We start from the raw sequence: 26,823 nt of genomic DNA, 5'->3' as shown, positions 1-26,823 counted from the left end.
ACGTATGGCGACTGCATCGCCCGCTTCTGATTTTGCGCCTGTGGCCGCCTCGGCGGCCGCCCCTGCCCGTGTGCGTGATCCGCGCCTGGATTTTTACCGCGGCATCGCGATGTTCATCATCCTGATCGCACATATCCCCAATGACCCCTGGGCCAAATGGATCCCCGCGCGGTTCGGCTTTTCCGATGCGACCGAGATCTTCGTGTTCTGTTCCGGCATGGCTTCAGCCATCGCCTTCGGCGGGGCCTTTCTGCGCAAGGGCTGGTGGTTGGGTACCGCCCGCGTGGCGTTCCGCATCTGGCAGGTCTACTGGGCACATATCGCACTCTTCTTCTTTGTCGCCATGTCCATGGCTGCGCTGAATGAAAGTGGATTGTTCGAGAAAAACTATATCTCTTCGCTGAATCTGCAGCATTTCTTTAACGATCCTGCGCCGCAGATTGTCGGGCTGTTCACCCTGACCTACGTGCCAAATTACTTCGATATCCTGCCGATGTATCTGGTGGTTCTGGCGATGATGCCGCTGGTCATGGGCCTGTCGCGGATTGGGTTCTGGGCGGTTGCCTTGGCCTCAGTCACGCTGTGGCTCGTGGCGCAGACCGACGTTCTGGACTTGCCGGCCGAGCCGTGGTCGGATCGACAGTGGTTCTTCAACCCCTTCGGTTGGCAATTGCTGTTCTTCACCGGCTTTGCATTCATGCGCGGCTGGATTCCCGCCCCCCCGGTCTCGAAAACGCTGATCTGGGCAGCGGCGCTGTTCCTGATCTTCTCGATGCCGTTTGGCTCATGGAAAGTGTTCACCTGGATCAACGCAGCAGCCCCCGATCTGGCCGACGAAATCCGAAAAGTTTGGCCCGTTACTAAAGAGTTCCGCGACAAGACCGATTTTGGCCTGTTCCGGTATCTGCACTTCCTGTCGCTGGCTTATCTGGGCTGGGTCGTTGCGGGAGAACACGGCCATCGCCTGATCGCCACCGGTCACGGCGCGGCGGCCAAAATTTGGCAATTCCTGCTGACCGTGATCACCAAAGTCGGGCAGCAATCGCTGGCAGTATTCGTTTTTTCCATGGCAGCAGCACGGCTTATCGGCGTCGGACTGGACCTGAGTGGGCGGGATGTTGCCAGTGTGTTCATCGCTAACATGATTGGCTTTGCGATGATCATCGGGGTGGCATACATGGCCGCTTGGTTCAAATCACAACCTTGGAAGTCAAAGAAATGAATTTTACACGTCGTGCATTTCTGGCCTCGACTTCGGCGCTTGCCTTTGCGCCTGCCACATTTGCCACCGGCGGGGAAACCCCCTTTGACCGCAATGACGTCATCGCGATGGCCCGGGATCTTGCCAGCCGCCCCTATGCGGAACGCGAAATGGTGCCCCAGGAATGGCAGGACCTGACCTATCAGCAATACCGCTCGATCCGGTTCCGCCTGGACCGGGCGCTATGGTTTGAAACCGAGACGCCCTTTAACGTCGATTTCTTCACACCCGGCTTATACTTCCCGCGCACCGTCAAGGTGTCGACGGTCGAGGATGGTTTCGCAACGCCGGTCGCGTTTGATCTGAGCATGTTCGACAAATCCGAGGATGTGCCTGAACTTCCGATCGACGACACGCTGGGCTTTTCCGGTTTGCGCCTACGCACCGAGATGCATCGCCCCGGCAAAACCGACGAGTTCTGCGTCTGGCAGGGTGCCAGCTATTTCCGCGCCATCGGCCTGCACGAGGTTTACGGCCTCTCCGCCCGTGGTCTGGCACTGAAAACCGGCGATCCGGATGGTGAGGAATTCCCCGAATTCATCCGCTTCTGGCTGGAGCGCCCAAAACCTGGCCAGCGTGACATGGTGGTTCACGCGCTGATGGACAGCCCCAGCGTGACAGGTGCCTATCGGTTCAACGTCACCGCAGGCGCAGACTGCGTCATGGATATCGAGGCCACCCTGTTCCCGCGCGAAGAGCTAACACATGTCGGAATCGCGCCGGGCACTTCGATGTTCTTGTTCGACCAGACCAATCACAGCCGGTTCGACGATTTCCGCCCCGCCGTCCACGACAGCGACGGTCTGCTGATCCGCAACGGTGCCGGAGAAGTTTTGTGGCGACCGTTGGCAAACCCGACGCGTCTGCAGATTTCGTCCTTCGTTGACATGAACCCGCGCGGGTTCGGCCTGATGCAGCGGAAACGCGAGTTCTCGGACTACGCGGATCTTGAGGCGAATTACCACAAACGCCCCGGCCTTTGGGTCGAACCGAAGGGCGACTGGGGCAAAGGTACTGTAACGCTGGTTGAGATTCCGGCAGATCAGGAGATCTATGACAACATCGTCGCCTATTGGCGTCCGATGGAGCCATACGCAGCGGGCAGCCAGGTCGACCTGTCCTACCGTCTGATCTGGGGGGACGAGCCGCAGCGTACGCCGATGCCGCGCGTGATCAACACCGCCATGGGTGAAAACACCTTTGGCGAAGGGCGCCTAGCCGTCATCGACTTTGAACCCTCTGAGCTGTTCGAAGACCCCGAGGCGATGACGATCTTCGTCAACTCACCCCACGCCGAAACGTCCGAGGGCGTGCTGCAAAGCAACCCCGATACCGGCGGGCTGCGACTGGCCTTTTCCTTCCAGCCGGGTGACAGGAACCACGTGGAACTGCGCGCGCAGTTGCTGAAAGACAAACAGCCTGCCTCTGAGGTCTGGCTCTACCGTTGGACCGTATGACCGAAGATTTGCATATCATGCCGCCCGAGGCACCGCTGGCCATGCCCGCGCAAGATTTCAGCGCGGGCTTCCGTGACGCGCAAGTGCCCGAGGGTCAGCGCCCCTCGGTCGGGTTTTGGCGCGCCTTGGCGTTTTCGCCTGCGATGGCCGCGACTTTAGGCCTGCTGTGGGTAATGAGCGACTGGTTTGGGGCCGAAGGGATCAACCTGATCGAAGCCATCCTGCTGTCGCTGATCTCGTTCAACTTCTTCTGGATTTCCTTCACCGTCTGCACTGTGCTGCTAGGTATGGTTTCCCTGTCGCGGCAGGAACAGCCCAAACGCGAGGGCCGTCCACAGCCCTTGCGCGTGGCGCTGTTGATGCCGGTTTATAACGAGGTGCCTTGGAACGTGCTGGGCAATGCCCGCACGATGCTCGAGGATTTGCGCGCTCGTGGTGGTCAACACTACTATGCCATGTTCATCCTGTCAGACACCCGCGACCCCGAGATCGCAGCACAGGAACAGGCCAGTATCGAGGCGCTGCGAACGACGCTGGCCCCGGGTCTGGAACTGTATTACCGCCGCCGCGAAGAAAACACGGACCGCAAGGTCGGTAACATCGCCGACTGGGTCAGCCGTTGGGGCGCGGATTGGGATGCGATGTTGGTGCTGGATGCCGACAGTCTGATGACGGGCCGTGCCATCCTGCGCCTGACGGATTCACTGGCGCGCGATTTTGGCGCGGGCCTGATCCAAAGTTATCCGCAACTGATCGGCGCGCAATCGGTCTTTGCCCGGATGCAGCAGTTTGCCAACGGCGTGTATGGCATTGCATTCGCCGAAGGTCTGGCGCGCTGGTGTGGACAAGAGGGCAACTATTGGGGTCACAACGCGATTATCCGCACCAAGGCCTTCGCCAATTGCGCTGGTCTACCGAAACTGCTCAGCCTGAATGGTCAGGAAAAACTGATCATGAGCCACGATTTCGTCGAGGCCGGTCTGATGCGTCGCGCCGGTTGGGGCGTGCGGTTCCTGCCGCGCATCCGCGGCTCGTACGAGGAAACACCGCCCACACTGATCGACCATGCGCTACGCGACCGTCGCTGGTGCCAGGGCAACCTGCAGCACCTGAAGCTGCTGGGGTCTGCCGGGTTCCGGGCAGTGTCGCGGTTCCACATGTTCCACGGGGCGGTGGGCTATCTAATGTCGCCGCTGTGGTTCGCCTTGCTGGTGATGTGGGCGCTGATCGGTCAGGGCGAGGATGCCTCGGTCCTGCATTATTTCAGCCCCGACAACCCGCTGTTCCCGCAATGGCCCGAGATGTCGGAAACCCGCCATGTGCTGATCATTCTGGTGATGTATGCGATGTTGCTGGCCCCCAAGGTGCTGGGCGTTCTGGCGCTGCCCCTCAGCGGAGTGCGCTATGCGGATTTCGGCGGCGGTTCCAAATTCCTGACGTCGTTTCTGGCCGAGGTCATCCTGTCGATCCTTTACGCTCCGATCCTGATGGTGCAACAGATGATCGCAGTATTCCGCACGGCGCTTGGTCTGCAAAAAGGTTGGTCCCCGCAGGCGCGGGATGGTGGCAGCTATAGCCTGCAAACGCTGGTCCTGTGCCACATGCTGGAAACCATTAGCGGCATCGCATTGAGTGTGGGTATCCTGTCCGGTCTGGTGTCGATCTGGCTAGCCCCGATTGCCGTCAGCCTTGCGCTGGCGATCCCCCTGTCCGCACTCAGCGGTGTGTCGGCTGGTACCGCGCGGCGCATGGTCGGGATGAAAGAGGATTTTCACGAACCCGCCATCACGCGATCCGCCCGGCGTCATCGGAACGAACTGAAGCGCCTGATCGAGGGTAAGACGGTCATGACCCCTGCCGAGTGATTAGCCGCCCGGCAGGCCTTCGTACCAGTCCACCATCATGTCCGCCCAACCCTTGGGCACTGAGTGGCCACCGGGAAACAGCGCGAATTCCAGCATGCCGCCTTCGGCACACCCGCTCCATCTGCGTCGCATGAACTGACCGGTGGTTGAAAAACCGCTGGGCTTGGTATCGACGCATTCATTGGCAACCCGCCAGATTTCCAGCCCGGCAAAGATATCGCCTTGATGGAACCGGCCACCGCCCAGAATGCGTCCTTCTAACGGCACCACATTGTCGGTCCAGCCGTGGGTGTGGAACATCCGTACCGGGCCTTCGCAGCTTTCGGGATGCGGTCGCCAGAAACCGCCAGATACCGGTACATAGGCCGAAAACGTATCGGGTGCCGCGCAGGCCAGGTAATACACCATGAACGCCCCGGCCGAGAAACCGCCCAGAACCACGCGATCCGCATCCACATCGAAACGGTCCGAGGCATCCTGTACCGCTTCGGTCAGAAAGGCGGTTTCGTCCCGCCCTTCCCAACCGGGAAAGAAGTTCCAGCTTTGGCGGCCATTTCGTTCTGACCCTTCGGGGGCCATGACTGCATAACCGCGCGCCAGCAAAGGCTCGACCATGCTGCGGTTTTTCAAAGTACCGGTTGCCGAACCCCCATAGCCATGCAGAAAGACAACCAACGGTGGGTTATCCGCCTCGGGCAATTCGATGTGGTACCCACCCGAGGCCGTCTCACACACGCTTTCCTGATCGGCACAGGCCGCCAACCCCGCCTGCCCGGCGAATATCAAACCCGCTGCCAAGGTGAATGCCCGGATCATCCTGTCTCTCCTGTATTGTGTTCAACCGGCAAACCGGCCCGTACCCATCCCGGCCCTGCGGCGGACCCCAGCATACCCTCTGGTACGTCAATGATGTTTGTGAACCCTGCCTCGGTCAATCTGTTGCTCAGCCGAGCCGACCTGACCCCACGCGCGCAAATCAATGCAACAGGCGCGTTCCGATCACCGCCGGTCAGCTGTGCCAGCGCCTGTTCGAAATCATCGCGGCGCATATCCAACGGATGCGCCCCCTGGCCAACGCCCGTGGTCTGCCATTCCCGCGGCGTGCGAATGTCGACCAACAACACATCCCCAGACACCGCTTGCTGATGCGCGTCCTGAACACTCAGCCTGTCACCCGCATAATCTTGCGGGATCAAGCGATATTCCCGAACAGCAAAGCCAGCAACAATGGCGGCACCACCGCCCAACAGAACCCATCGGCGTGTTCGGTTTGCTTTGTCTGCCACGCAGCTCCCTCCTGATCCGATGGGATGTGCTTATCACAGCCCGAATTTCGAATCCGCGTTGAATTTCAACCGGCAGATCAAGATCGCGTCATTGTTTCGCACCCCAATCGATGGCGCTAGGACTGCGGGTAAAACTTGCAATAGCTGGACAGTTAGAAAATTATCCTTAAAAACCAGTACTACATTTGACCGCCCAGATCGGAGTATCGCACTTGTCCCTATTCCTCATCGCGGCCCTTCCCTTCCTCGGAGCTGTTTTCCCAGCCCTTCTGATCCGGGCAGGACGAAACGCAGCAGCATCAGCCGCCGGGCTGACCACCTTTCTGGCGCTTATGGGGCTGTTGATTCACATCCCGTCGGTCATGCGCGGAGATGTCGTTACGGCGCGGTTCGATTGGATACCGGCACTGGGACTGAACGCGAATTTCATGCTGGACGGTCTTGGGTTTCTGTTTGCCCTGCTGATCCTGGGGATCGGATTGCTGATCATCCTGTATGCGCGGTTTTACCTGTCACGCGAAGATCCGATGGGGCAGTTCTATACCTATCTGCTGCTGTTTCAGGGCGCGATGGTCGGGATCGTTCTGTCAGACAACATCCTTCTTTTACTTATTTTCTGGGAACTTACATCACTAAGTTCATTCCTTCTGATCGGCTATTGGAAACACCTGCCCGAGGGCCGACAGGGCGCGCGCATGGCGCTGGCCGTAACCGGCGGTGGCGGGTTGGCGATGATCGCGGGGATGCTGATTCTGGGCAATATCGTGGGCTCATATGACCTAAGCGTCATCCTACAGAACAAAGAGCTGATCCAAGCCTCACCGTATTACATGCCCGCGCTGGTCCTGATCCTGCTGGGCTGTTTTACCAAGTCAGCGCAGTTTCCGTTCCATTTCTGGCTGCCGCATGCGATGGCCGCACCGACCCCGGTTTCGGCCTATCTGCACTCGGCCACGATGGTGAAGGCCGGACTGTTCCTGATGGCCCGGATGTGGCCGGTTCTGGCGGGGACGGATGCGTGGTTCTACATCGTGGCAACCACAGGTCTGGTGACCATGCTGATCGGGGCCTGTATTGCCTTGTTCAAAGACGATCTTAAGGCACTGCTGGCGTTTTCGACCGTGTCGCATCTGGGTTTGGTGACGATGCTGCTGGGCTTTGGCACCAAGATTGCAGCTGTGGCGGCGATATTCCACATTATCAATCACGCCACCTTCAAATGTGCTCTGTTCATGACCGCCGGGATCGTGGACCACGAAACCGGAACCCGAGACATCAAACGTCTGGGCGGGTTGCGTCAGTTGATGCCGATCACATTTACCATCGGAACGATTGCCGCACTGTCCATGGCCGGTCTGCCTCCGCTGAATGGCTTCCTGTCCAAAGAAATGATGCTTGAGGAGACAGTCCACACCACCTGGCTGCACTCGCACTATCTGGTACCGGGTCTGGCGTTGCTGGCGGCACTGTTCTCGGCTGCCTATTCCTTCCGCTTTGTCGGGCATGTCTTCCTTGGCCCGCAGCGCAACGATTATCCGCACCACCCGCATGATCCGCCTGTCGGTATGTGGCTGGCTCCAGCCTTCCTGGTGGTGCTGGTTGTGCTGATCGGGCTGTATTCGGCCGCGCTCGTTGGGCCTCTGGTCGCGGTTGTATCCAGCGCCGTAATCGGTGGAGAGAAGCTGCCCTACTACTCACTGAAGCTCTGGCATGGCTTTACGCCCGCGCTTTACATGTCGGCCGTAGCCACATTAGGCGGTCTGTTCCTGCTGGCGCTACACCGTCGTGGCGAACAGCTGTGGAACGCCCTGCCCCGCCCCGAAGCGAAGGTCATCTTCGAGGCTGTCATCGGCGCGTTTACCACGCTCAGCCGCTGGATCACCGACACGCTGCATAACGGAGTGATTAGCCGCTATGCCATCATCCTTGTCGCGTTCACCGTCGGGCTTGGCTACTACGCCTATACAACCGGTACGATCGGACCCGAAACACGCGATCCTCTGCCTATCCAGATCATCCCATTCATCGGCTGGATTTGTCTGGTGGGTGCAACACTGGCGATCATGTGGTTCCACCGCAACCGCCTGCTCTCGCTGGTGCTGATCGGCGTCGTCGGTCTGATCGTCTCGATGGCGTTCAACTACCTCTCGGCCCCGGATCTGGCGTTGACACAGATATCGGTCGAGGTGGTGACGATGATCCTGTTGCTGCTGTCGCTAAATTTCCTGCCCACGGATACCCCGTGGGACAGTAGCGCAGCGCGGCGTTGGCGGGACGCGGCGATCTCAGTGGTGGCTGGCCTTGGCGCGGGCGGGCTGATCTATGCGCTGATGCTGCGGGACTTCGCATTTCCGACGATTTCCGAGTTCCACCTGGCCAATTCCTACAAAGGTGGCGGCGGCACCAATGTGGTCAACGTGATCCTGGTGGACTTCCGGGGCTTTGATACCTTTGGCGAGATCATCGTTCTTGGCATCGCCGCCCTGATCATCTTTGCCCTGACCGAGGCCGTTCTGGGCACCAATGTCCGCAGCTATCTGTTGAATCGTAAGCCGCACTGGCCGCAATCGGGGGATTCACATCCGCTGATGATGGTTGTGGCCACCCGCGTGATGATGCCAATTGCCCTGATGGTTGGTGCCTACATCTTTTTCCGCGGTCACAACCAGCCGGGGGGCGGGTTCATCGCCGGTCTGATCGTCGCGATTGCCTTCCTGATGCAATACATGGCGAGTGGCTACACATGGGCCATCGAACGGCAACGGTTCTACTATCACGGCACCATCGGCTGGGGTGTTCTGATCGCTGCCGCCACCGGGATTGGAGCATGGTTCAACGAACGCCCGTTCCTGACCAGTGACTTCGGCTATCTCCATTGGCCACCCCTGGAAGAGTTCGAATGGGCCACCGCCATCCTGTTTGACACCGGCGTGTTTCTGGCCGTGCTGGGTGCGGTGATGCTGGCGCTGGACAGCCTGTCGCGGTTCGCGTGGCAGCCGGGCATGGCGCAAGAGTTCCCGATGGATATCAACCCGCTACGGGACGACTCGAAAGACGAAGATAAGAAGGAGCAGGCCTGATGGAAGCGCTCGTAGCCTCAGCCGTAGGCATCATGACCGCCGCCGGGATTTTCCTGATCCTGCGCCGCCGCACATTCCCTGTCATTCTGGGGCTGTCGCTGATCACCTACGCGGTGAACGTGTTCCTGTTCGCCACCGGGCGTCTGGCGCTGAATGCGCCTGCGGTTCTGAACAAATACGAAGAGGTTCCTTATACCGACCCGTTGCCACAAGCGCTGGTGCTGACGGCCATCGTGATTTCTTTCGGGATGACTGCGGTGATCGTTATGATCGCGCTTTCTGCTTACTTGTCGTCGAAAGATGACCATATCGACATGACCGCACAAGACAGCGTCGACGGCGCGGGAGAAGACGCATGAACCACTGGATCGTAGCGCCGATCGTCCTGCCCGCGATCCTGGCCCCGTTCATCATCATGGTCCTGCGATATCACCTGGACCTGCAGCGCATCTTCTCGGTCGCCGGTGTAGTGGCGTTGCTAGGGATTGCCCTGACCATCACCGCGCAGGCCGCAGGTGGCGATATTCTGGTCTATGAGCTGGGCGATTGGCCTGCGCCCTTCGGCATCGTGCTGGTGCTAGACCGCCTGTCTGCGATGATGGTCTTGCTGACCGCCCTGCTCGCCTTGCCCATTGTGCTATACGCTATTGCGTCCGGGTGGGACGACAGGGGCAAACACTTTCACGCGCTGTTCCACTTTCAGCTCATGGGCGTCTGTGGTGCCTTCCTGACGGGCGATGCCTTCAACCTGTTCGTTTTCTTCGAGGTGTTGCTGATCGCTTCCTACGGCTTGATGACGCATGGGGGCGGGTCGGTCCGGCTGAAGGCCGGGGTGCAATATGTGGCCTATAACCTGTTGGGCTCGACCTTGTTCCTGTTTGCGCTCGGCACGCTTTATGCCGTGACCGGAACGCTTAACATGGCCGATCTGGCTGTTCGAGTCGCCGAAATTCCGCCCGAGGATACCGCCCTATTGCGGGTTGGAGCGGTTTTGTTGCTGTTGGTCTTTTGTATCAAGGCGGCCGTCTTGCCACTGCATTTCTGGTTGCCTGCCAGTTACGCCAATGCACCTTTGCCCGTCGCCGCACTGTTTGCGATCATGACCAAGGTGGGTGCCTATTCAATCCTGCGCGTCGATACGCTGGTCTTTGGGCCCGATGTGGCTGTAACGCAAGGATTGCTGGGCGACTGGCTGCAACCTGCCGCGCTTCTGACGCTGGCCGTGGGTGCCATTGGTATTCTGGGCTCGCAGCACATCGCACGGATGACGGCCTTTTGTGCCATCGCATCAATGGGCACATTGTTGATCGCAATTTCACTGTTTACCGAAACGGCCACAACTGCCGCGCTGTACTACATCTTTCATTCGACCCTTGCCACGGCGCTCATGTTCTTGGTGGCTGACCTAGTGATGGAACGCCGGGGCGGGGCCATCGCGCCAACGGCCCCGATGGCGCAAAGCGGGCTGGTCTCGGCCCTGTTCTTTGTTGGGGCAATCGCGATGGCGGGAATGCCCCCACTGTCGGGTTTCATCGGCAAGCTCCTAGTGCTGGATACGGCGCGCGACGCACCGGATGCAAACGCAATCTGGGCCGTGATCCTGATCGGGTCGTTCGTCACGATCGTCGGGTTGGCGCGCGCAGGCACGCTGATCTTCTGGAAAAGCCATGACGCACAACACAACCCGGCGCCCGAGGTGGAAGATGACGAGGAAGCACCAGCCCTGCCCGCACCCGAACCAAACCCCGGACTGGCCTTCACCGCCATTTTTGGCATGGTCATGGGGCTTGTGATGCTGACCTTGTTCGCGGGCCCTGCCCTGACTTACGCTGGCAAAACAGCCGAACAGTTGTTCACACCCGAAAACTACATCTCAGCCGTTCTGGGGGGAGAGGAATAATGAGACTTCTGCATCGAATTTTCCCCCACCCGCATCTGACGATCCTGCTAACGCTGGTGTGGATGCTTCTGGCGAATTCGCCTTCGCTGAACTCTCTGGTGTTCGGATTGCTGCTTGGGATTATCATTCCCTTCATTACTCAGCCCTACTGGCCCGACAGACCCAAACTACGCAACTGGCCGATGATCATCGAGTATATGCTGGTGGTGCTGTGGGATATCGTGATGGCCAATATCACCGTGGCCCGTATCATCCTGTTCAAACGCGATGCCGACCGACAGCCCAACTGGGTCTGTATCCCACTTGAACTGCGCACCCCCGAAGCGATCACTGTATTGGCCGGAACCATCACCATGACCCCAGGAACAGTCAGTTGCGATCTGTCGGCACAAGGCCACAACCTGCTGGTTCACTGCCTGGATGCGCCCAACGTGGATGAGGTGCGCGACCAGATCAAACAGCGCTATGAGCGCCGTCTGAAGGAGATTTTCGAATGATCGAGATTGCGATCTGGTTTGCCTTCGCCTGTTTCGGGGCGGCCATCATGCTGTGCCTGTATCGTATCATCTCGGCCGAGGGTGTGGGCACACGTGTTCTGGCGCTGGACACGATGGTCATTAACACAATTGCGCTAATGATTCTTTACGGGCTGGCTCTGGGGACCGAGATCTTTTTCGAGGCCGCCATGATCATCGCCATGCTGGGTTTTGTCTCAACCGTAGCCTATGCGCGCTTTATGCTGCGCGGCAATATCATCGAGTGAGGGCGCCCCAATGTTCATAATCGAGTTTCTAGTCGCCTTCTTTCTGATCGTATCCGGCATATTCGGTTTTGTCGGCTCGTATGGGATGATAAAGTTGAAGGACCCGATGTCGCGTCTTCATGCCCCAACCAAAGCGACGACGTTAGGTGTGGGTGGTGTGCTGCTGGCGTCGATCTTTCATTCGGCAGTGATCGAGCAGCATATTTCCCTGCACGAGCTGCTGATCACCCTTTTCCTGTTCCTGACTGCGCCGATCACGGCCCTGTTCATTGCCAAATGGCATATTCATCGCCATGAAAAGCCCGATAATCTGCCTGACGCAGGTGAGGATGAGCTTTGGGCCACTCACGCGGTTGAGCAGGTCGAAGACGTTCCAGACCACACAAAGACCTGAATTCCATGCATCACCCTCCGCTGCCCCTGACCCGTGATCTGGTTCTGATAGGCGGCGGGCATACCCACGCGCTTGTACTGCGGAAATGGGGCATGAACCCTTTGCCCGGTGCGCGGGTGACGGTGATCAACCCCGGTGCCAATGCCCCCTATTCCGGTATGCTACCAGGCTTCGTCGCCGGACATTACCAGCGTTGGGAGCTGGACATTGATTTGGTGCGCCTTGCCCGATTTGCCGGTGCGCGCGTGATCCTGAGCCCGGTTGATGGTATCGACATCGACCGGCGTCAGATACATGTGCCTGGCCGACCACCCGTGGCCTTCGATGTGGCGTCGGTCAATGTGGGGATCACCTCGGACATGCCCGCCCTGCCCGGATTTGCTGACCATGCAGTTCCCGCCAAGCCGCTGGGACCGTTTGCCTCCAGGTGGGCGGAGTATCTGGATGGCAGCGGCCCCGCCTCAGTCGCCGTGATCGGCGGTGGGGTCGCGGGGGTAGAACTGGTTATGGCCATGGCTCATGCCCTTCGCGCCAAAACCCGCACAGCGCAGGTGACACTGATCGACAATGCCCGGGCCTTGGCGGCGACGGGGACCAAGGCGGGCGCGACCATTCGTAAGGCGGTGGCCGATCTGGGGATTGAGCTGATCGAGCATGCCGCGATTTCACGCATCGAACAGGATCATGTTCTGCTAGAGGATGGCCGCAAGGTTCCCGCCGAATTTATAACCGGGGCTGCCGGTGCCCGCCCCTATGACTGGATCACCCAGACGGGCCTTGATCTGCATGACGGCTACATCCGCGTGGACGCCCATCTGCAATCCAGCGATCCGGCGATCTTTGCCGCCGGAGATTGCGCCCATCTTGCCGATAACCCTCGTCCCAAGGCCGGTGTCTATGCGGTCCGAGAGGCTCCGGTCCTGTTCAACAATCTGCGGGTCGCTCTGGGGGCCGGGAAGATGCGGCGATATCAGCCGCAGAAAGACTACCTAAAACTGATCTCTTTGGGTGGTAAATCGGCACTGGCCGAACGTCTTGGAACCTCGTTCAGCGGGCCAGTGATGTGGCGATGGAAGAACCATATCGACCAGAGCTTCATGAATAAATTCCGCAACCTGCCCCAGATGGCACGCCCCGCCCTACCGCGCCACCATGCAGCGGGCATGCAAGAAGCCCTGGGGGAAAAACCCATGTGCGGCGGCTGTGGGGCCAAGGTTGGACGCGGCGCGTTGCAAACAGTTCTGAGTGGCCTGCCAAAGCCGAACCGGGACGACATCACCCCCTTGCCCGGGGACGATGCCGCCCTGCTGACAACCGGCGGAGCGCGGCAAGTGATGACCTCGGACCACCTGCGCGGCTTCACGGATGACCCAATGCTGATGACGCGCATCGCCGCTGTTCACGCACTGGGGGATATCTGGGCCATGGGGGCCAACCCACAGGCGGCGACGGCAACGATCATCCTGCCGCGTATGTCCCCGCAATTGCAGCACCGCACCTTGTCCGAGATCATGACGACGGCCACCGAGGTCATCCGCGACGCCGGGGCAGAAATCGTGGGCGGTCACAGCTCACTCGGGGATGAGATGACCATCGGCTTCACTCTGACCGGACTGTGCGACAATGACCCGATCACTTTGTCCGGGGCACGTCCTGGGGATGCATTGATCCTGACAAAACCCCTGGGCAGCGGGGTGTTGATGGCCGCTGAAATGGCGGGGCAAGCTGATGGCAGTTGGGTGGCCGATGCCTTGCGGCAAATGGTTCAGCCGCAAGGCGCAGCATCGCGCATTCTGGCCGGGGCACATGCGATGACGGATGTAACCGGATTTGGACTGGCCGGACATCTGATGGGCATGTGCGAAGCCTCGGATTGTGGTGCAGTCTTGGATCTGGACACGATCCCTCTGATGACTGGCGCGCTGGAATTGGCCGCTCAAGGTGTCCGGTCGACAATCTTCGAGGACAACCGCGCAATCGTTCCGGGCATTCCATCCTCGGACAAGGCCGACCTGCTGTTTGACCCGCAAACTGCTGGGGGACTACTGGCCGCCGTCGCATCCGATCAGGCGCACGAATTGTGCGAACAGCTAAGGCACGCGTGCTATCCGGCGGTCATCATCGGGCATCTGACTGACACTCCGGGTTTGCGGCTTCAGAGCTGATCCAGAATTTCTTCAACCCGAGCGGCTGCGGCGTTCAGGCCCGCATCGTCCAGCGCCGCCACGTCGATTTGCGCGATAATCTTCGCGGCGCGTGTTTTGGAGGATTTGGCATAGGCCGGGTCATAATGTTGTTCCATCAACGCCCGCGTCAGCGCCCGTTTATCCCCCGCATCGATCAGCGCTAGCCATCCATCCACCACATCGTGTCCTCGATGGAACCGTAGCGGAGACAGGCGATCGCGCAAGCGCTCGGTATCCGAGAGGATATCGTCGTAAGCCTTGACCAGATACGCGGTACGCGCCTTAAGGGAAGCGGACACCTGAATCCGCGGTGCCGTCCGCAACGCAGTCCACAAGCTTGGCGGCAGGATCAGCGAACCGATCTTGGAGGATTCAGCCTCGACAACCACCGGGCGCGCTGGGTCCAAGCCGCACAATGCGGCGGATAGAGCGGACTCGAAGGCTTTCTGGCTGGGTTGCCCGCCCGGCATTTCACCTAGCAAAGATCCCCGGTGGTTGGCTATGTCTTCGAGGTCCAGAACCTGAACGCCGCGCGCCTTCAAATACATCAGCAGGTCAGTCTTGGCTGTGCCCGTATACCCATCGAGGGCCACCAACCGGTGCGGCAATGGATCGTCATAGAGGTAGCGATTCACCAATCGGCGATAGGCTCGGTATCCGCCATCGACCACTTCGGCCCGCCAACCGATCTGTTGCAACATCCATGTGAACGACCCTGATCTCTGTCCGCCACGCCAACAATAGACCAATGGTTTCCAGCCGCCCTCGTGGTGCGACAGGCTGTGTTCTATGTGATTTGCCGCGTTCCGAAACACCAGCGCTGCGCCCAGCTTGCGGGCCAGAAACGGACTTTCCTGCACATAGATCGTACCCACCTGCGCGCGTTCTTCGTTATTAAGCACTGGCAGGTTGATGGCGCCGGGCAGATGATCCTCTGCAAATTCAGCGGGGCTGCGCACGTCGATCACAGTGTCAAAATCATGCGCATACAGGCCGGGTAGATCAGAAAATTTCAAAGCCATGCCAACGGTCTATCCTGCGAACTTTGAAATGAAAAGGCGCCCAGTCACGCCGGGACAGGTTCAATCAGGTCCGGCCCGTTCGCCCGGTTCGAATTCACTGCTGGATCAACGCGGTAGAACTCCAAGACACCCTCGGCCCCGGGTTGCATCAAACGTGCCGCGCCTTTCCCCGCCTCCCCTAACCACAAAGGCCAATCGTCAGGCTCAAGGATCAGTGGCATCCGATGATGAACGGCGCTGAGGTGGCGATTTGCCGGTGTTGTTACGATGGCGCAAGTGCCCTGCTGCGTACCCTCAAAGCCCCAATCCTGCCAGACCCCGGCAAATGCAATCGGTGCGCCATCTTTGCGGTGGATGTACCATGGCAGACGTGTTCCCTGTTCAGTTTTGGTCCATTCATAGAACCCTGTTGCCACGATCAGGCAGCGTCGTTCGCGGCAGGCGGCGCGAAATGCAGGCTTTTCGGCCAGAGTTTCGGCACGCGCATTGATCAGCAAAGGACCGGCGGTTTCAGTCTTGTACCAATGCGGCAGGAACCCCCAGCGCAGCGAATCCAACTGGCGACCACCTTCGCCAACGCGCACCACATGCACTTGATTTGTCGGGCAAACATTGAAGTTCGGCACAGCAGGCAACGTGTTTGCGGGCCGTGCTGAAAACAGCTGCGCCATTGCGTCATTTGGAAGGGTTATTGCAAACCGTCCGCACATGGGTAATGAACCATCAATAATCGTTTCATACAGGCACAGGGTGTCACGGGGTCACATGCAAAATCAAACAGCGAATACCCTCAAAGGCAAGGCGGTGGCTGCTTTGGAAGCAGGCAAGCTGCAACAGGCGCTGAAAAAGGCACAGTTGGGCGTTAAGAAATTCCCCAAGGATTCTGATTTCCACGCCATCTCGGGCTTTGTGCTGACCGAAATGAAGCAATACAAGAAATCTATTCCGCATTTCGTCGAAGCGTCACGAATGAAGCCAGACGACCCTCAATTCGTGGAAAACCTGGCAAATGCGCTTATGCAGACCGGACAGATCCCCAGGGCGCTGGAATATACTGAACAAAAGCTGGAACAGTTCCCAAACAACAAAGAACTGAACCGCGTCCTGGATGAGATTCACCTGAAAGGCAGCAACTGGCGCCTGGTCATTGAACATGCGAGCAAGAAGCTGCAAGCCGAGCCTGACGATGTGAACCTTCTGGGCAAACGGGCCCGTGCCTATTCGAAAATTGGATTTGTCGAGGACCACTCGCGCGATGTTTCTCGCGCCTTTGAGTTGGAACCGGAAAACATAAAGATTGCTTTCGCAAAGGCCGTGAACCTGCACCAAAGCGGTGACAAAAACGGGTCAAAGGAAATCTTGCAGCGTATTCTGGATACAGATCCCGAAAACATGAGCGCTTTGCTGCAGTTGTCCCTTGTAACCTCCAAGGATGACGGCCCGAAACTGATGGAGGCGGTCGAGACCGCAATCGCCAACAAGGACGAAGACTATCAAGAGTTGGAGTTCGCCAAGGCACACCTGATCTCGGTAATTGACGATCTAAATGCCGCCATGCCTCAATTTGTGCGAGCCAACAAGGTACAACACGATAGCAACCCGTACGACGCCGCTGAGGAAGAGAAAAAGCTGAACCAGATCACCGGTCTGTTCCCCATTGGAACCGATTTACCCGCAGCCGGATCAAGCGATGGGCCGGTTCCGATCTTCGTTCTGGGTCAGCCCCGTTCGGGCACCACGTTGATGGAGATGATGCTAAGTTCGGCGCCCGATATCGCCGGGTGTGGTGAGTTGACGTTGGCGTCTGACCTGTCGCATGAATTCCAATTGGGCAATCAGCGTTTTGACGCTGAAAAAGCCACTGAATTTGCGCAGCAATTCCGCGAACTGATGCCACCGATTCCTGACGGATCGGTCGCGTTCGTTGACAAGATGCCGCACAACTATCAGCTTGTTGGTTTCTTGTTGGCCGCCTTCCCCAATGCAAAGATCATCAACATGCTACGTGACCCCCGTGATGTGGGGTTGTCGAAATGGATCCGGCGGTTCCCGGCTGGTGGGATGCGTTATGCGTCGAACCTGACAGCCATTGCTCATTCGGCGAATATGTACCGCCGCTATATGGCACATTGGGATACCGTGTTCGGTGACCGCATACTGACCGTTCCTTATGAAAAATTAGTGGCCGATCCGAAAACCTACAGCCAACAGGTTGCTGCGTTCTGCGATATCGAATGGAACGAAACCATGATGCATCCCGAGAAAAACACCAAGCAGGTCAGAACGGCCAGTATCGATCAGGTCCGCAATAAGATCTCGACCAAATCCATTGGTGGATGGCAGAGCGTGTCCGAACATCTACGCCCCATGCTTGACGGGTTCGATCCCGCGCTCTGGCCCGAATACGATTTGGGCTGAGTGCGCCCGAAACACGAAAGGCCGCATCAGGGATGCGACCTTTTTCTTTGCTATGTCGCAGAGTTACTTCTGCTTGATACGGCCGTCCAGATAAGGCTGATAGGGCGCATTTTCAGCCAAGTACTCAGCCGTGACATCTGCCAGGTCCGGACCAAAGTCATAGGCATTCTTGTCGTCGCCTTCGAACATGTTGTACCCGTCGCCGCCGTTGCGGACATAATTGTTGGTCACAACCAGATATGTCGCTGCCGGGTCAATTGGCGCAAAACCATCACCCTCGGCAACCATGACCTCGGACACGCGCCCTTCGTTCGGCGCAACCATTGGATCCCAGATGAATGTCAGACCCGCAACCTGCGGAAAGCGGCCCTTTACATCTTCGACCTGGCTTACGCCGTTCTCCAGCGCATCGATCACCCCCTGACCACTGATCTCGAAGGTAGACAGGGTATTCTGGAATGGTAGCACCGTCAGCACCTCGCCCATGGTTACTTCGCCCGGGTCGATTGAGGCCCGCAGCCCGCCTGAGTTGGCAATCGCAATCTGCACGCCTTGATCGGCCACACGCGCCAGCATGGCGTCGGCGACCAGGTTGCCCATCTCACATTCCTGCACACGACAGACAGAACGGTCCCCCTCGATGGCGTCTGCTGCATTCGCCACCACCTTGTTGCGGATTTCGTCCAGCGGCACGGCCAGTTCGGCGATACGGTCCAACGCGGACTGATCCTCGGTCACGGTATTGTCCATGATCAACGGCTCGCCCACCGCCTCAAGCACATTGCCCTCATCGTCGAAGGTTACGTTCAACTCACCCAGAAACTTGCCATAAGCATAGGCCTGCACGATCTGAACACCGTTGACCACGGTCGGGTACGGACCCGCTGCCTTGTCGGACACGTTCGACAAGTAAGTGTTCGAATGACCGCCGACAATTACGTCCACCCCGCTGGTTTCCTGCGCTACGCGTTGATCAACACCATAGCCGGAATGGCTGAGAACGATGATTTTATCAACGCCTTCGCCGGTCAACTTGTCCACTTCGGCCTGCACTGCGGGGGCCGGATCAGAAAAGCTGATATTTGGACCAGGAGAGGCAAGATCATGCGTGTCTTCCGGTGTCAGGCCAATCAGGCCGATCTTTTCCCCGCCCACTTCGATGACAGTCGATTTCTTGATCTTGTCGATCAGCAACTCTTCGTCGGCAATATCCGCGTTCGACATCAATACCGGAAATTCCACCGAGTCGATGAAGCCGCGCAGCACTTCGGGGCCATCGTCGAATTCGTGGTTGCCCACGGTCATCGCGTCATACCCCAGCTTGTTCATGAACTCGGCTGCGACCTTACCCTTGTAATAGGTATAGAATAACGAACCCTGAAACTGATCCCCACCATCGACCAGGATCGAGTTTTCGGCCCGCGCGCGCGCGTCATTCACCGCAGTAACCAACCGGGCCGAACCGCCGAAACACTTACCTTCTGCTTGGTCTTCCTCATCGCAAGCGCTGTCGTATTTGTTGATCGGCTCAAAACGCGCGTGGAAATCGTTGGTATGCAGAATCGTCAATTTATAATCGGCTGCGGCCATACCTGCGGTTAGGCCCAGAACTGCAGCAGACGCCAAAAAGCGGGTGAACATCTTCATACTCCTTGTTTTTTGTTTGGCGTGATGGTGCGCCCGCCAACAAGAAGAGTCAAAGGGGGAAATCCGTCTTGATTCTGCCCGTCGCGCGGGGCATCACCACCTCATGCTGATTTACAAGATATTCAGGGCCGAGGAATGGGCCGCACTGCAGGATCAGGGTGCCTCGGATGGCGCACCGATTGATGTGTCTGACGGATATGTCCATTTCTCGACCGCCCAACAGGCGGCTGAGACCGCAGCCAAACACTTTGCCGGTGTCGAAGGTTTGACCTTGTTGGCCTGCGATGCCGATGCCATGGACGATGATCTGAAATGGGAGATCTCGCGCGGTGACGCCTTGTTCCCGCATCTTTACCGGCAGATCCGCATGACAGATGTCGTCTGGTCGCGCCCCCTGCCTTTTGACGGGCAAGCCCACCAATTCCCCGAGGGGATGGAATGAGGTCTTTTGTCGACCCTGACCGCACCCAGTTTGAAGCGTTCAAGGCGCTGGACCGTGATCATCCGATCGAAATGTTGAATCTGGTCAAGTTTCGCGACATGGCCGAATACCCGACGGGCCACGAACTGGCGGATGCCGGGCTGACCGGCGCGCAGGCTTATCGAAATTACGGCGCGGAAACCGCCCCGATTATCGCGCGCCTTGGGGCGTCGATCCTGTGGCGCGGCGCGTTTCAGACCACTCTGATCGGCCCGCAGGACGAAGATTGGGATGAGGTATTTATCGCCCGCTATCCGACTGCACATGCGTTTTTGGAAATGGTGACCGACCCGGATTATCAGGCTGCGGTTATTCACAGGCAGGCTGCGGTTGCAACTTCGCGCCTGATCCGCTGCGCCCCGGCCAAAGGTGGAGAGACTTTCGGATGAAACTGACCGAGAAACTGGGGCTGGCGGTCCTGCACAAGATGGACCCTGAAGCCGCCCATGGCATGTCGATCAAGGCGTTGAAGGCCGGGCTTGCCCCGATGCCCGGGCCGGTCACATCGCCGCGGCTGAAAACTCACGTAGCTGGACTGGACCTGCCCAATCCGGTCGGTCTGGCTGCGGGGTTTGACAAGAATGGAGAGGTTTTGACCCCCCTCTCACGCACAGGCTTTGGCTTTATCGAAGTGGGCGCTGTTACACCACGCCCGCAGCCCGGCAACCCCAAACCTCGCTTGTTCCGCCTGACCGAGGATAAGGCCGCAATCAACCGCTTTGGCTTCAACAACGAAGGCATGGAGGTCATGGCGCGCCGTCTGGCCGACCGCCCCAAGAATGCGATCATCGGGCTGAACCTGGGCGCGAACAAGGACAGTGACGACCGCCCCGGCGATTTTGCCAAAGTGTTGGCCCATTGCGCCGAGCATCTGGATTTCGCCACGGTCAATGTCTCATCCCCCAACACCGAGAAACTGCGGGACCTGCAGGGCAAGGCCGCGCTTGGCGCATTGCTGGGCGGCGTGATCGAAACTCGCAACGGTCTGTCCCGGCCTTTACCCATTTTCCTGAAAATTGCCCCTGACCTGACCGAGGCCGAATTGCAGGACATCGCCGATGTGGCGAAGGAAACAGGCGTTGACGCGGTGATTGCAACCAACACTACATTGTCCCGCGATGGGCTGCGCAGTGGGCATAAGGGTCAAACCGGCGGCCTGTCCGGCGCGCCCTTATTCGAAAAATCGACACGTGTTCTGGCACAGCTGAGCCAGCTGATCGAGGGCAAAATCCCGCTGATTGGCGTGGGTGGTATCAGCAGCGCGGAACAGGCGTATGCCAAGATCTGCGCCGGGGCATCTGCCGTGCAACTTTATACCGCGTTGGTGTATGGCGGTATTTCTCTGGTCGCAGATATCGCGCAAGGTCTCGATAAATTGCTGGAACGAGATGGATTCAACAACGTCGCGCAAGCAGTTGGAAGTAAACGAAAGGATTGGCTTTGATTTCATATTGGCACAACCCGCGCTGTTCGAAATCCCGCGCCGGGCTGGCTCTGCTGGAAGAGAATGGCGCGCAGATCGAGGTTCGGAAATACCTGGAAGACGCACCCTCGACCGATGAGCTGCGTACGGTGCTGGGCAAACTCGGCGTCAACGCCATAGACATGATGCGCACGGGTGAGAAAAAGTTCAAAGAACTGGGTCTGACCAAAGCAACCCCTGCTAATGAATTGATCACCGCAATGGCAGAGAACCCCATCTTGATCGAGCGCCCTCTGGCAATCGCAGGTGACAAGGCTGCCATCGGACGCCCACCCGAAAACCTACTTACGCTGATTCAGGCCACTTGCGCCTCAAGCCTAGGATAGCGCCAGCCCATGGTGACGCCGCGCGCGATGTTCAGTACCATCAGCGCGGCCCACAAGCCGTGGTTACCAAAGGCCGGCACCAGTAGGAACAGGGCCGCCACATAGATCGCAACTGATTGAACCATCGCGTTGCGCATCGCACGCGTCCAGGTGGCCCCGATATAGATGCCGTCGAACATCCAGCTTGCCACCCCGATTGCCGGGGCCAGCGCGGCCCAGATAAGATAGTCTCGCGCCGCCGCGCGCACCTCGGCCGAAGTTGACATCAGATCGATCAGCGCAGGCCCAGCCAAATAGAACACAGCCCCCAGCAGGAACGCCCCACCTACGCCCCATTGGGACGCCATGATTGACGCCCGCCGGACCTGAGACCGGTTCCGCGCGCCCACGGCACTGCCGACCAGAGCCTCGGCGGAAAAGGCGAAGCCGTCCAAGGCAAATGCGGTGATCTCAAGAAACTGCAGCAAGACCTGATTGGCAGCCAGGTTAACGTCTCCCAGATCGGACCCAACGAACAGAAATGTCGTGAACGCGCCCGTCAGCAGAACAGATCGGATCATGATGTCAGCATTAACCTGCATCATCCGGCGCAATCGCGCTGCGTCGAATATACGTGGCCAGTCGCGCCATTGATTCCCTGTGAACGCTTCGCGGCACAGATACAGGCCCAGCGCCAGCCCGGTCCATTCCGCGATCAGGGTAGCAATGGCCACACCTTCGACGCCCCAGCCCAACCCAAGCACGAACCACAAGTCCAGCAAGATGTTCAACCCGTTCATCCAGACCTGCAGGAGAAACACGCCCCTTGTCTGCTCTATCGCGATCAGCCAACCCGTAACGGCAAAAAGCGCGATGGTTGCCGGGGCACCCCAAATGCGGATTTGCAGGTAATCCTGCGTCAACGCCTCAACCTCGGGGCTGGCGGGTGACAGGGCAAACGCCCCCCAGAACAGCCCGACTTGCGTGAGAATAAAGAACAGCCCCGCCGCGCCGCCCAACAGCAGCCCGCGCATCAATAGCGCACCGGTTTCCGCCGTATCCCCTGCCCCGCGCGCCTGCGCCGCCAGACCGGTCGTGCCCATGCGCAGAAAGCCAAAGATCCAATAGATCGCAGACAGGATAACCGCGCCCATACCGACGGCCCCGATGGGCGCAGCCAACCCCATCTGACCGACTACACCGGTATCCACAGCGCCAAGTATCGGAACCGTGGCATTCGACAGCACAATCGGAACGGCGATTTTCAACACCCGCGTATGTGTCAGGGGTGCCGAGGCGTGCTGCGTCACGGGTTACTCTCTTTCCGCTTTCGGCTGCGGCATCAGGAAATGCCCCGTGGCCTGCGCGATGGGTCGTGCGTGATTGTCCTGCCAGGCCTCGACCCGGACCGAGGCATAGCGCCTGCCGGACCGGCTGACAAAGGCGCGCGCATAAGCATCCCGCGGCAAGCCAGAGCGTAAGTAGTCAACCGTGAAATCAACGGTTTTTGGAAATCTCACCGCATCGGCTTTGAACAAATCTTCGGCCTCGATCTCACCGCTTTCGATGCGGGGAAAGAAGTGTTCCCAACTCAGCGTGATGACGGCCGTCACCTCAAGAAATGCGGCTGTAACCCCGCCATGCAGCGCGGGCAGCAATGGATTTCCGATCAGCTTGTCGTCAAAGTTCAGCACCCCAGTCAGCTCATCGCCGCGTCGGTCGAAGGTGATATTGAGAAAGCGGATGTAAGGAACTCCGTCGACAATCGCCTTCAGGGCCGCGTCGCGACGTTGCTTGACCACCTGCATGGGTTCGGGTCGGGGACGCACCATTACAATCCCTCCACCGTAAAGGCGCCTGCCGCTGTTGCGACCGGGCGTTCTTGATCGTCGTCCATCGCGGTTGCCCGAACAAAAGCAACATTGCGCGTAATGTGGTAGCAGGTCGCACGCGCCGTAATGCTCTGCCCCGGCGTCGCTGCGCGCATATAGTCAATTCTCAGGTCAATTGTGGCCGTCCCGCCCGGAGCGGACGGATGGGACATAACGGCCGCCCCACAGCATGTGTCCAGGGCGGCAAACACAGCGCCGCCATGGATAACGCCAGTTCTGGGGTCTCCGATCAGATCCGCATTATACGGCATTGAAATTTCAGCCTCCCCATCGCTGATGGTCGTCAGTTTCAGACCAAGCGCTTTGGCATGCGGAATCGCCTCAATGAACTGGCGGGCAATCTCTACTTTGTCGACCATGTATACGTGTCCTTTGAATTCCGTCCTTTATGAGCCTGCGCTTTGCAAAAGAGCAAGACCGCCTGTTGCGCTTGCCGCCACGACGCCCTAGTTTGCTGCTGAGGAGACAACAAATGACTGACAACCGTTTGTCATTAAACGAGATGTGCGAAGAGTTCGACGTAACCAAGCGCACTTTGCGTTATTACGAATATATCGAACTGCTGCAGCCCGAACGCGAAGGCCGCTCGCGTTATTATGGGCCGCGGGAATGCGCGCGGATGAAACTGATCATGCGTGGGCGCCTGTTTGGATTCTCGCTGGAAGAGATTCGCCAGTGGCTGCTGATCTATGAAGATCAGGGGGATCAGGCGCAAATGGCCGAGTTTATAAAACTGGCCGACCGGCAGATGCCTGAACTGCAAAAACAGCGTCAGCAACTGGACGAGGCGATGGAAGAACTGCAGCGCCTACGCGACCAGACCGCTAAATCTCTGGGTTGATATTCGACAGGATCAACTGGCCTCTCTTGACCTTTAGAACATTCTGCAAGCGCAGCGCTGCGTCAGAATTACTGTCTGACCGTTAGGCGTCAGCCCCCGCCCCACAGCTAAATTCCGTTACGTAACGATTTCAATTGGGCGTTATCCGCACCTTGACGCGAGAGGATGCTACGTCAACTTTCATAGTGACGTAGCGTTTGCATTACGTGAACGTCATCTACGTGTTGTAACGTGCGCATCAACTGCGCAACTGACTTTGATAGACGCCAGTGACAAGAGTGCTGAAACCATGACCGAAGATCTGATGACCATCCGTGAAATGTGCGAGACATATGATGTCACGCCGCGCACTTTGCGATTTTACGAGGCCAAGGAACTTTTGTTTCCGATCCGCGAGGGCCAGAAACGTCTGTTCACCAAACGTGACCGGGCGCGCCTGAAACTGATCCTGCGCGGCAAGCGCTTTGGCTTTAGCCTGGAAGAGATCCGGCAGCTACTGGACCTGTACCATGTGGGCGACCAGCAAATGACCCAGATGACCCGTACGTTTGAAATCGCACGGGAACGTCTGGCAGATATGGAAGCCCGCCGCGAAGAGCTGACGCAAGCCATTGACGATCTGAAAGAACAGCTGCGCTGGGGCGAAAAAGTCATCGCCTCGATGAAGAACGAGAACAAAGCCGCCGAGTAACTCTGGCGGCCCAATCCCCGGACATCTGAATTTAAGGGAGCTTCAAATGCCCGTCTATAACGCGCCTACAAAAGACACTCAGTTCATTCTGCACGATGTTCTGAAAATCTCAGACTCGGATATTCCGGGGTACAGTGAACTGGAATCCGAATTCACCGGTGCCGTTCTGGAAGAGGCCGGCAAGGTCGCGGCCAATGTTTTACATCCCCTGAATGTGGTGGGTGACACCGAAGGGTGCCGGTTGGAAAATGGCATCGTGTACACGCCCACAGGCTTCAAGGACGCGTTCGAGCAGATGAAAGAAGGCGGCTGGACCGGCCTCGACATGCCCGAAGAGTATGGCGGTCAGAACATGCCCTACGTCATCGGCACGGCTGTGGGCGAGATGTTCTCGGGCGCAAACCAGGCCTTTACAATGTATCAGGGCCTGACCCATGGCGCGGCCTCGGCCATTCTGGCGCATGGCTCGGACGAGCAGAAGAACAAGTACCTGCCCAACATGGTCAGTTGCGAATGGACTGGCACCATGAACCTGACCGAACCGCATTGCGGCACCGATCTGGGCCTGATGCGCACCAAAGCGGAACCGCAGAGTGACGGCAGCTATAAGATTTCCGGCCAGAAAATCTTTATCTCGGCCGGCGATCACGACATGGCCGACAACATCATCCATCTGGTGCTGGCCAAGATTCCCGGCGGTCCCGAGGGTATCAAGGGCGTGTCGCTGTTCATCGTGCCCAAGTTCATCGTGAACGAAGACGGGTCACTGGGTGAGCGCAACGGCGTCTCAGTCGGTAAGATCGAAGAGAAGATGGGCATCCACGGCAACTCGACCTGCGTCATGAACTATGACGAGGCCACTGGCTGGTTGCTGGGCGAAGAACACAAGGGCATGCGCGCCATGTTCACCATGATGAACGAGGCGCGTTTGGGTGTCGGCATGCAGGGTCTGTCTCAGGCCGAGGCTGCGTTCCAGAACGCCTTGGAATACGCCAAGGACCGCCTGCAGGGTCGCGATGTCACCGGGGTGAAGAACCCGGACGGTCCCGCCGATCCGCTGATCGTTCATCCCGATATTCGCCGCAATCTGATGGATCAGAAAAGCTTCACCGAAGGGGCCCGCGCTTTCATCCTGTGGGGCGCGACGATGATCGACAAGGCGCACCGGTCGGGTGACAAGGACGCGGACGGTCTGATCTCGCTGCTGACGCCGGTTATCAAGGGCTTTTTGACGGATGAAGGCTACGACATGACCGTTCAGGCGCAGCAGGTCTATGGCGGCCACGGATACATCGAAGAATGGGGTATGTCGCAATACACCCGCGACGCCCGCATCGCGATGATCTACGAAGGTGCCAATGGCGTTCAGGCGCTGGACCTGGTCGGTCGTAAGCTGGCGCAGGACGGCGGCAAGCACGTCATGGCGTTTTTCGAGATGGTGAAAACCTTCTGTAAGGAAAACGGCGGCAAGGATGAGGCTTATGATAAGGCGTTCATCGAACCGCTGAAGGCCGCGTCCAAGGATCTGCAAGCTGCCGGCATGTATTTTATGCAGGAAGGGATGAAGAACCCCAATAACGCTTTGTCAGGTTCGTACGACTTCATGCACATGTTCGGCCATGTCTGCCTGGGCCTGATGTGGGCGCAGATGGCCAAGGCAGCGCAGGACGCGCTGGATGGTGGTGCGTCGGACAAAGAGTTCTACGAGACCAAGCTCAACACTGGTCGATTCTACATGGCGCGCCGCCTGCCCGCCACGGGCATGCATCTGGCGCGCATCCAGACCGGCGCGGAAACGGTCATGGCGCTGGAGGCCGCCAACTTCTGAACATAACCCGGCCTTGGGGTCCT

26 protein-coding genes are annotated in these 26,823 nt (G+C 58.5%); 18 read left to right on the top strand and 8 right to left on the bottom strand.

Going from position 1 to position 26,823, the window contains the following annotated elements; genetic code table 11:
• The first annotated feature begins 4 nt into the window (after positions 1-4).
• From ACR0AJ_RS05650 to mdoH, 3 genes are read left to right on the top strand one after another with little or no spacing between them, the layout of a single operon-like run.
• Positions 5-1,222, top strand: coding sequence for an OpgC family protein (locus tag ACR0AJ_RS05650; protein ID WP_170376005.1), 1,218 nt, complete (start codon positions 5-7; stop codon positions 1,220-1,222).
• Positions 1,219-2,718, top strand: coding sequence for an OpgD/OpgG family glucan biosynthesis protein (locus tag ACR0AJ_RS05645; protein WP_226688252.1), 1,500 nt, complete (start codon positions 1,219-1,221; stop codon positions 2,716-2,718). The genes ACR0AJ_RS05650 and ACR0AJ_RS05645 overlap by 4 nt, the downstream gene beginning before the upstream one ends.
• Positions 2,715-4,583, top strand: a complete 1,869-nt coding sequence (gene mdoH, locus ACR0AJ_RS05640; RefSeq protein ID WP_480647169.1) for a glucans biosynthesis glucosyltransferase MdoH — start codon at positions 2,715-2,717, stop codon at positions 4,581-4,583. Before ACR0AJ_RS05645 ends, mdoH begins: the two co-directional genes overlap by 4 nt.
• On the opposite strand, the gene ACR0AJ_RS05635 is transcribed toward mdoH, so the two are convergent.
• Together ACR0AJ_RS05635 and ACR0AJ_RS05630 are read right to left on the bottom strand one after the other, a co-directional pair.
• Complete coding sequence (locus tag ACR0AJ_RS05635; protein WP_480661551.1) at positions 4,584-5,399, bottom strand: CE1 family esterase; 816 nt, start codon at positions 5,397-5,399, stop codon at positions 4,584-4,586.
• The gene (locus tag ACR0AJ_RS05630) at positions 5,396-5,869 is read right to left on the bottom strand and encodes a rhodanese-like domain-containing protein (protein ID WP_170396413.1); all 474 of its coding nucleotides are present in this window, start codon (positions 5,867-5,869) and stop codon (positions 5,396-5,398) included. The genes ACR0AJ_RS05635 and ACR0AJ_RS05630 overlap by 4 nt, the downstream gene beginning before the upstream one ends.
• 212 nt (positions 5,870-6,081) lie before the next feature.
• On the opposite strand from ACR0AJ_RS05630, the gene ACR0AJ_RS05625 reads away from it, so the two are divergent.
• Genes ACR0AJ_RS05625 through selD form a run of 7 tightly spaced genes read left to right on the top strand, consistent with a single transcriptional unit; the run spans position 6,082 to position 14,171 of the window.
• Positions 6,082-8,949, top strand: a complete 2,868-nt coding sequence (locus tag ACR0AJ_RS05625; protein ID WP_480740329.1) for a monovalent cation/H+ antiporter subunit A — start codon at positions 6,082-6,084, stop codon at positions 8,947-8,949.
• Positions 8,949-9,308 (top strand): Na+/H+ antiporter subunit C, encoded by a 360-nt coding sequence (locus ACR0AJ_RS05620; protein WP_170517312.1) that lies wholly within the window; start codon positions 8,949-8,951, stop codon positions 9,306-9,308. The genes ACR0AJ_RS05625 and ACR0AJ_RS05620 overlap by 1 nt, the downstream gene beginning before the upstream one ends.
• Positions 9,305-10,849, top strand: coding sequence for a monovalent cation/H+ antiporter subunit D (locus ACR0AJ_RS05615; RefSeq protein ID WP_170549680.1), 1,545 nt, complete (start codon positions 9,305-9,307; stop codon positions 10,847-10,849). Before ACR0AJ_RS05620 ends, ACR0AJ_RS05615 begins: the two co-directional genes overlap by 4 nt.
• Positions 10,849-11,346, top strand: coding sequence for a Na+/H+ antiporter subunit E (locus ACR0AJ_RS05610; protein WP_170349274.1), 498 nt, complete (start codon positions 10,849-10,851; stop codon positions 11,344-11,346). Before ACR0AJ_RS05615 ends, ACR0AJ_RS05610 begins: the two co-directional genes overlap by 1 nt.
• Positions 11,343-11,612, top strand: coding sequence for a K+/H+ antiporter subunit F (locus tag ACR0AJ_RS05605; protein WP_058282485.1), 270 nt, complete (start codon positions 11,343-11,345; stop codon positions 11,610-11,612). Before ACR0AJ_RS05610 ends, ACR0AJ_RS05605 begins: the two co-directional genes overlap by 4 nt.
• Before the next feature lie 10 nt (positions 11,613-11,622).
• Positions 11,623-12,006, top strand: a complete 384-nt coding sequence (locus ACR0AJ_RS05600) for a Na+/H+ antiporter subunit G (protein ID WP_170549683.1) — start codon at positions 11,623-11,625, stop codon at positions 12,004-12,006.
• 5 nt (positions 12,007-12,011) lie between these two features.
• The gene (gene selD, locus ACR0AJ_RS05595; protein WP_480740327.1) at positions 12,012-14,171 is read left to right on the top strand and encodes a selenide, water dikinase SelD; all 2,160 of its coding nucleotides are present in this window, start codon (positions 12,012-12,014) and stop codon (positions 14,169-14,171) included.
• Here selD and mnmH read toward each other — a convergent pair.
• The gene (gene mnmH / locus ACR0AJ_RS05590; RefSeq protein ID WP_480740325.1) at positions 14,162-15,214 is read right to left on the bottom strand and encodes a tRNA 2-selenouridine(34) synthase MnmH; all 1,053 of its coding nucleotides are present in this window, start codon (positions 15,212-15,214) and stop codon (positions 14,162-14,164) included. The genes selD and mnmH overlap by 10 nt on opposite strands.
• A 44-nt stretch (positions 15,215-15,258) precedes the next feature.
• Entirely contained in the window at positions 15,259-15,924 is a 666-nt protein-coding gene (locus tag ACR0AJ_RS05585) for an SOS response-associated peptidase (protein ID WP_170349278.1), read from the bottom strand.
• A gap of 55 nt (positions 15,925-15,979) precedes the next feature.
• On the opposite strand from ACR0AJ_RS05585, the gene ACR0AJ_RS05580 reads away from it, so the two are divergent.
• Positions 15,980-17,632, top strand: coding sequence for a tetratricopeptide repeat-containing sulfotransferase family protein (locus ACR0AJ_RS05580; protein ID WP_170410505.1), 1,653 nt, complete (start codon positions 15,980-15,982; stop codon positions 17,630-17,632).
• A 63-nt stretch (positions 17,633-17,695) separates the two neighbouring features.
• Here ACR0AJ_RS05580 and ACR0AJ_RS05575 read toward each other — a convergent pair whose 3' ends face one another.
• The gene (locus ACR0AJ_RS05575; RefSeq protein ID WP_170349281.1) at positions 17,696-19,273 is read right to left on the bottom strand and encodes a bifunctional metallophosphatase/5'-nucleotidase; all 1,578 of its coding nucleotides are present in this window, start codon (positions 19,271-19,273) and stop codon (positions 17,696-17,698) included.
• Positions 19,274-19,382: 109 nt separating this feature from the next.
• Here ACR0AJ_RS05575 and ACR0AJ_RS05570 point away from each other — a divergent pair, with 109 nt between their 5' ends.
• From ACR0AJ_RS05570 to arsC, 4 genes are read left to right on the top strand one after another with little or no spacing between them, the layout of a single operon-like run.
• Positions 19,383-19,721 carry a DUF952 domain-containing protein gene (locus tag ACR0AJ_RS05570; RefSeq protein ID WP_170349283.1) on the top strand — a complete coding sequence of 113 codons (339 nt, stop codon included), beginning with the start codon at positions 19,383-19,385 and terminating at the stop codon, positions 19,719-19,721.
• Positions 19,718-20,149, top strand: coding sequence for a DUF1330 domain-containing protein (locus tag ACR0AJ_RS05565; RefSeq protein WP_170349285.1), 432 nt, complete (start codon positions 19,718-19,720; stop codon positions 20,147-20,149). Before ACR0AJ_RS05570 ends, ACR0AJ_RS05565 begins: the two co-directional genes overlap by 4 nt.
• Positions 20,146-21,204, top strand: coding sequence for a quinone-dependent dihydroorotate dehydrogenase (locus ACR0AJ_RS05560; RefSeq protein ID WP_480740322.1), 1,059 nt, complete (start codon positions 20,146-20,148; stop codon positions 21,202-21,204). The genes ACR0AJ_RS05565 and ACR0AJ_RS05560 overlap by 4 nt, the downstream gene beginning before the upstream one ends.
• A complete protein-coding gene (gene arsC, locus ACR0AJ_RS05555) occupies positions 21,201-21,569 on the top strand; it encodes an arsenate reductase (glutaredoxin) (protein WP_170349289.1) in 369 nt (122 codons plus the stop codon). Before ACR0AJ_RS05560 ends, arsC begins: the two co-directional genes overlap by 4 nt.
• Here arsC and ACR0AJ_RS05550 read toward each other — a convergent pair.
• The 3 genes from ACR0AJ_RS05550 to ACR0AJ_RS05540 are packed head-to-tail and all read right to left on the bottom strand — an operon-like array spanning position 21,539 to position 23,799.
• On the bottom strand, positions 21,539-22,858 hold the full coding sequence (locus ACR0AJ_RS05550) for an MATE family efflux transporter (protein ID WP_170349291.1): 1,320 nt from the start codon (positions 22,856-22,858) through the stop codon (positions 21,539-21,541). The genes arsC and ACR0AJ_RS05550 overlap by 31 nt on opposite strands.
• Before the next feature lie 3 nt (positions 22,859-22,861).
• Positions 22,862-23,380 (bottom strand): PaaI family thioesterase, encoded by a 519-nt coding sequence (locus ACR0AJ_RS05545; protein WP_170349293.1) that lies wholly within the window; start codon positions 23,378-23,380, stop codon positions 22,862-22,864.
• Complete coding sequence (locus tag ACR0AJ_RS05540; RefSeq protein WP_170349295.1) at positions 23,380-23,799, bottom strand: PaaI family thioesterase; 420 nt, start codon at positions 23,797-23,799, stop codon at positions 23,380-23,382. The genes ACR0AJ_RS05545 and ACR0AJ_RS05540 overlap by 1 nt, the downstream gene beginning before the upstream one ends.
• Before the next feature lie 113 nt (positions 23,800-23,912).
• On the opposite strand from ACR0AJ_RS05540, the gene ACR0AJ_RS05535 reads away from it, so the two are divergent.
• From ACR0AJ_RS05535 to ACR0AJ_RS05525, 3 genes are all read left to right on the top strand, one after another.
• Positions 23,913-24,281, top strand: coding sequence for a MerR family transcriptional regulator (locus ACR0AJ_RS05535; RefSeq protein WP_170349296.1), 369 nt, complete (start codon positions 23,913-23,915; stop codon positions 24,279-24,281).
• Positions 24,282-24,570: 289 nt separating this feature from the next.
• Positions 24,571-24,972 carry a MerR family transcriptional regulator gene (locus ACR0AJ_RS05530; protein ID WP_170349298.1) on the top strand — a complete coding sequence of 134 codons (402 nt, stop codon included), beginning with the start codon at positions 24,571-24,573 and terminating at the stop codon, positions 24,970-24,972.
• Between the two features lie 46 nt (positions 24,973-25,018).
• Entirely contained in the window at positions 25,019-26,800 is a 1,782-nt protein-coding gene (locus ACR0AJ_RS05525) for an acyl-CoA dehydrogenase C-terminal domain-containing protein (protein WP_480647182.1), read from the top strand.
• The last annotated feature ends 23 nt before the right edge of the window (positions 26,801-26,823 follow it).

The sequence above is a fragment of the Ruegeria sp. CJ9 genome, assembly GCF_056536625.1.
Note: the sequence above shows the minus strand (reverse complement) of the source record. Positions and strands in the feature narration are given on the sequence as shown.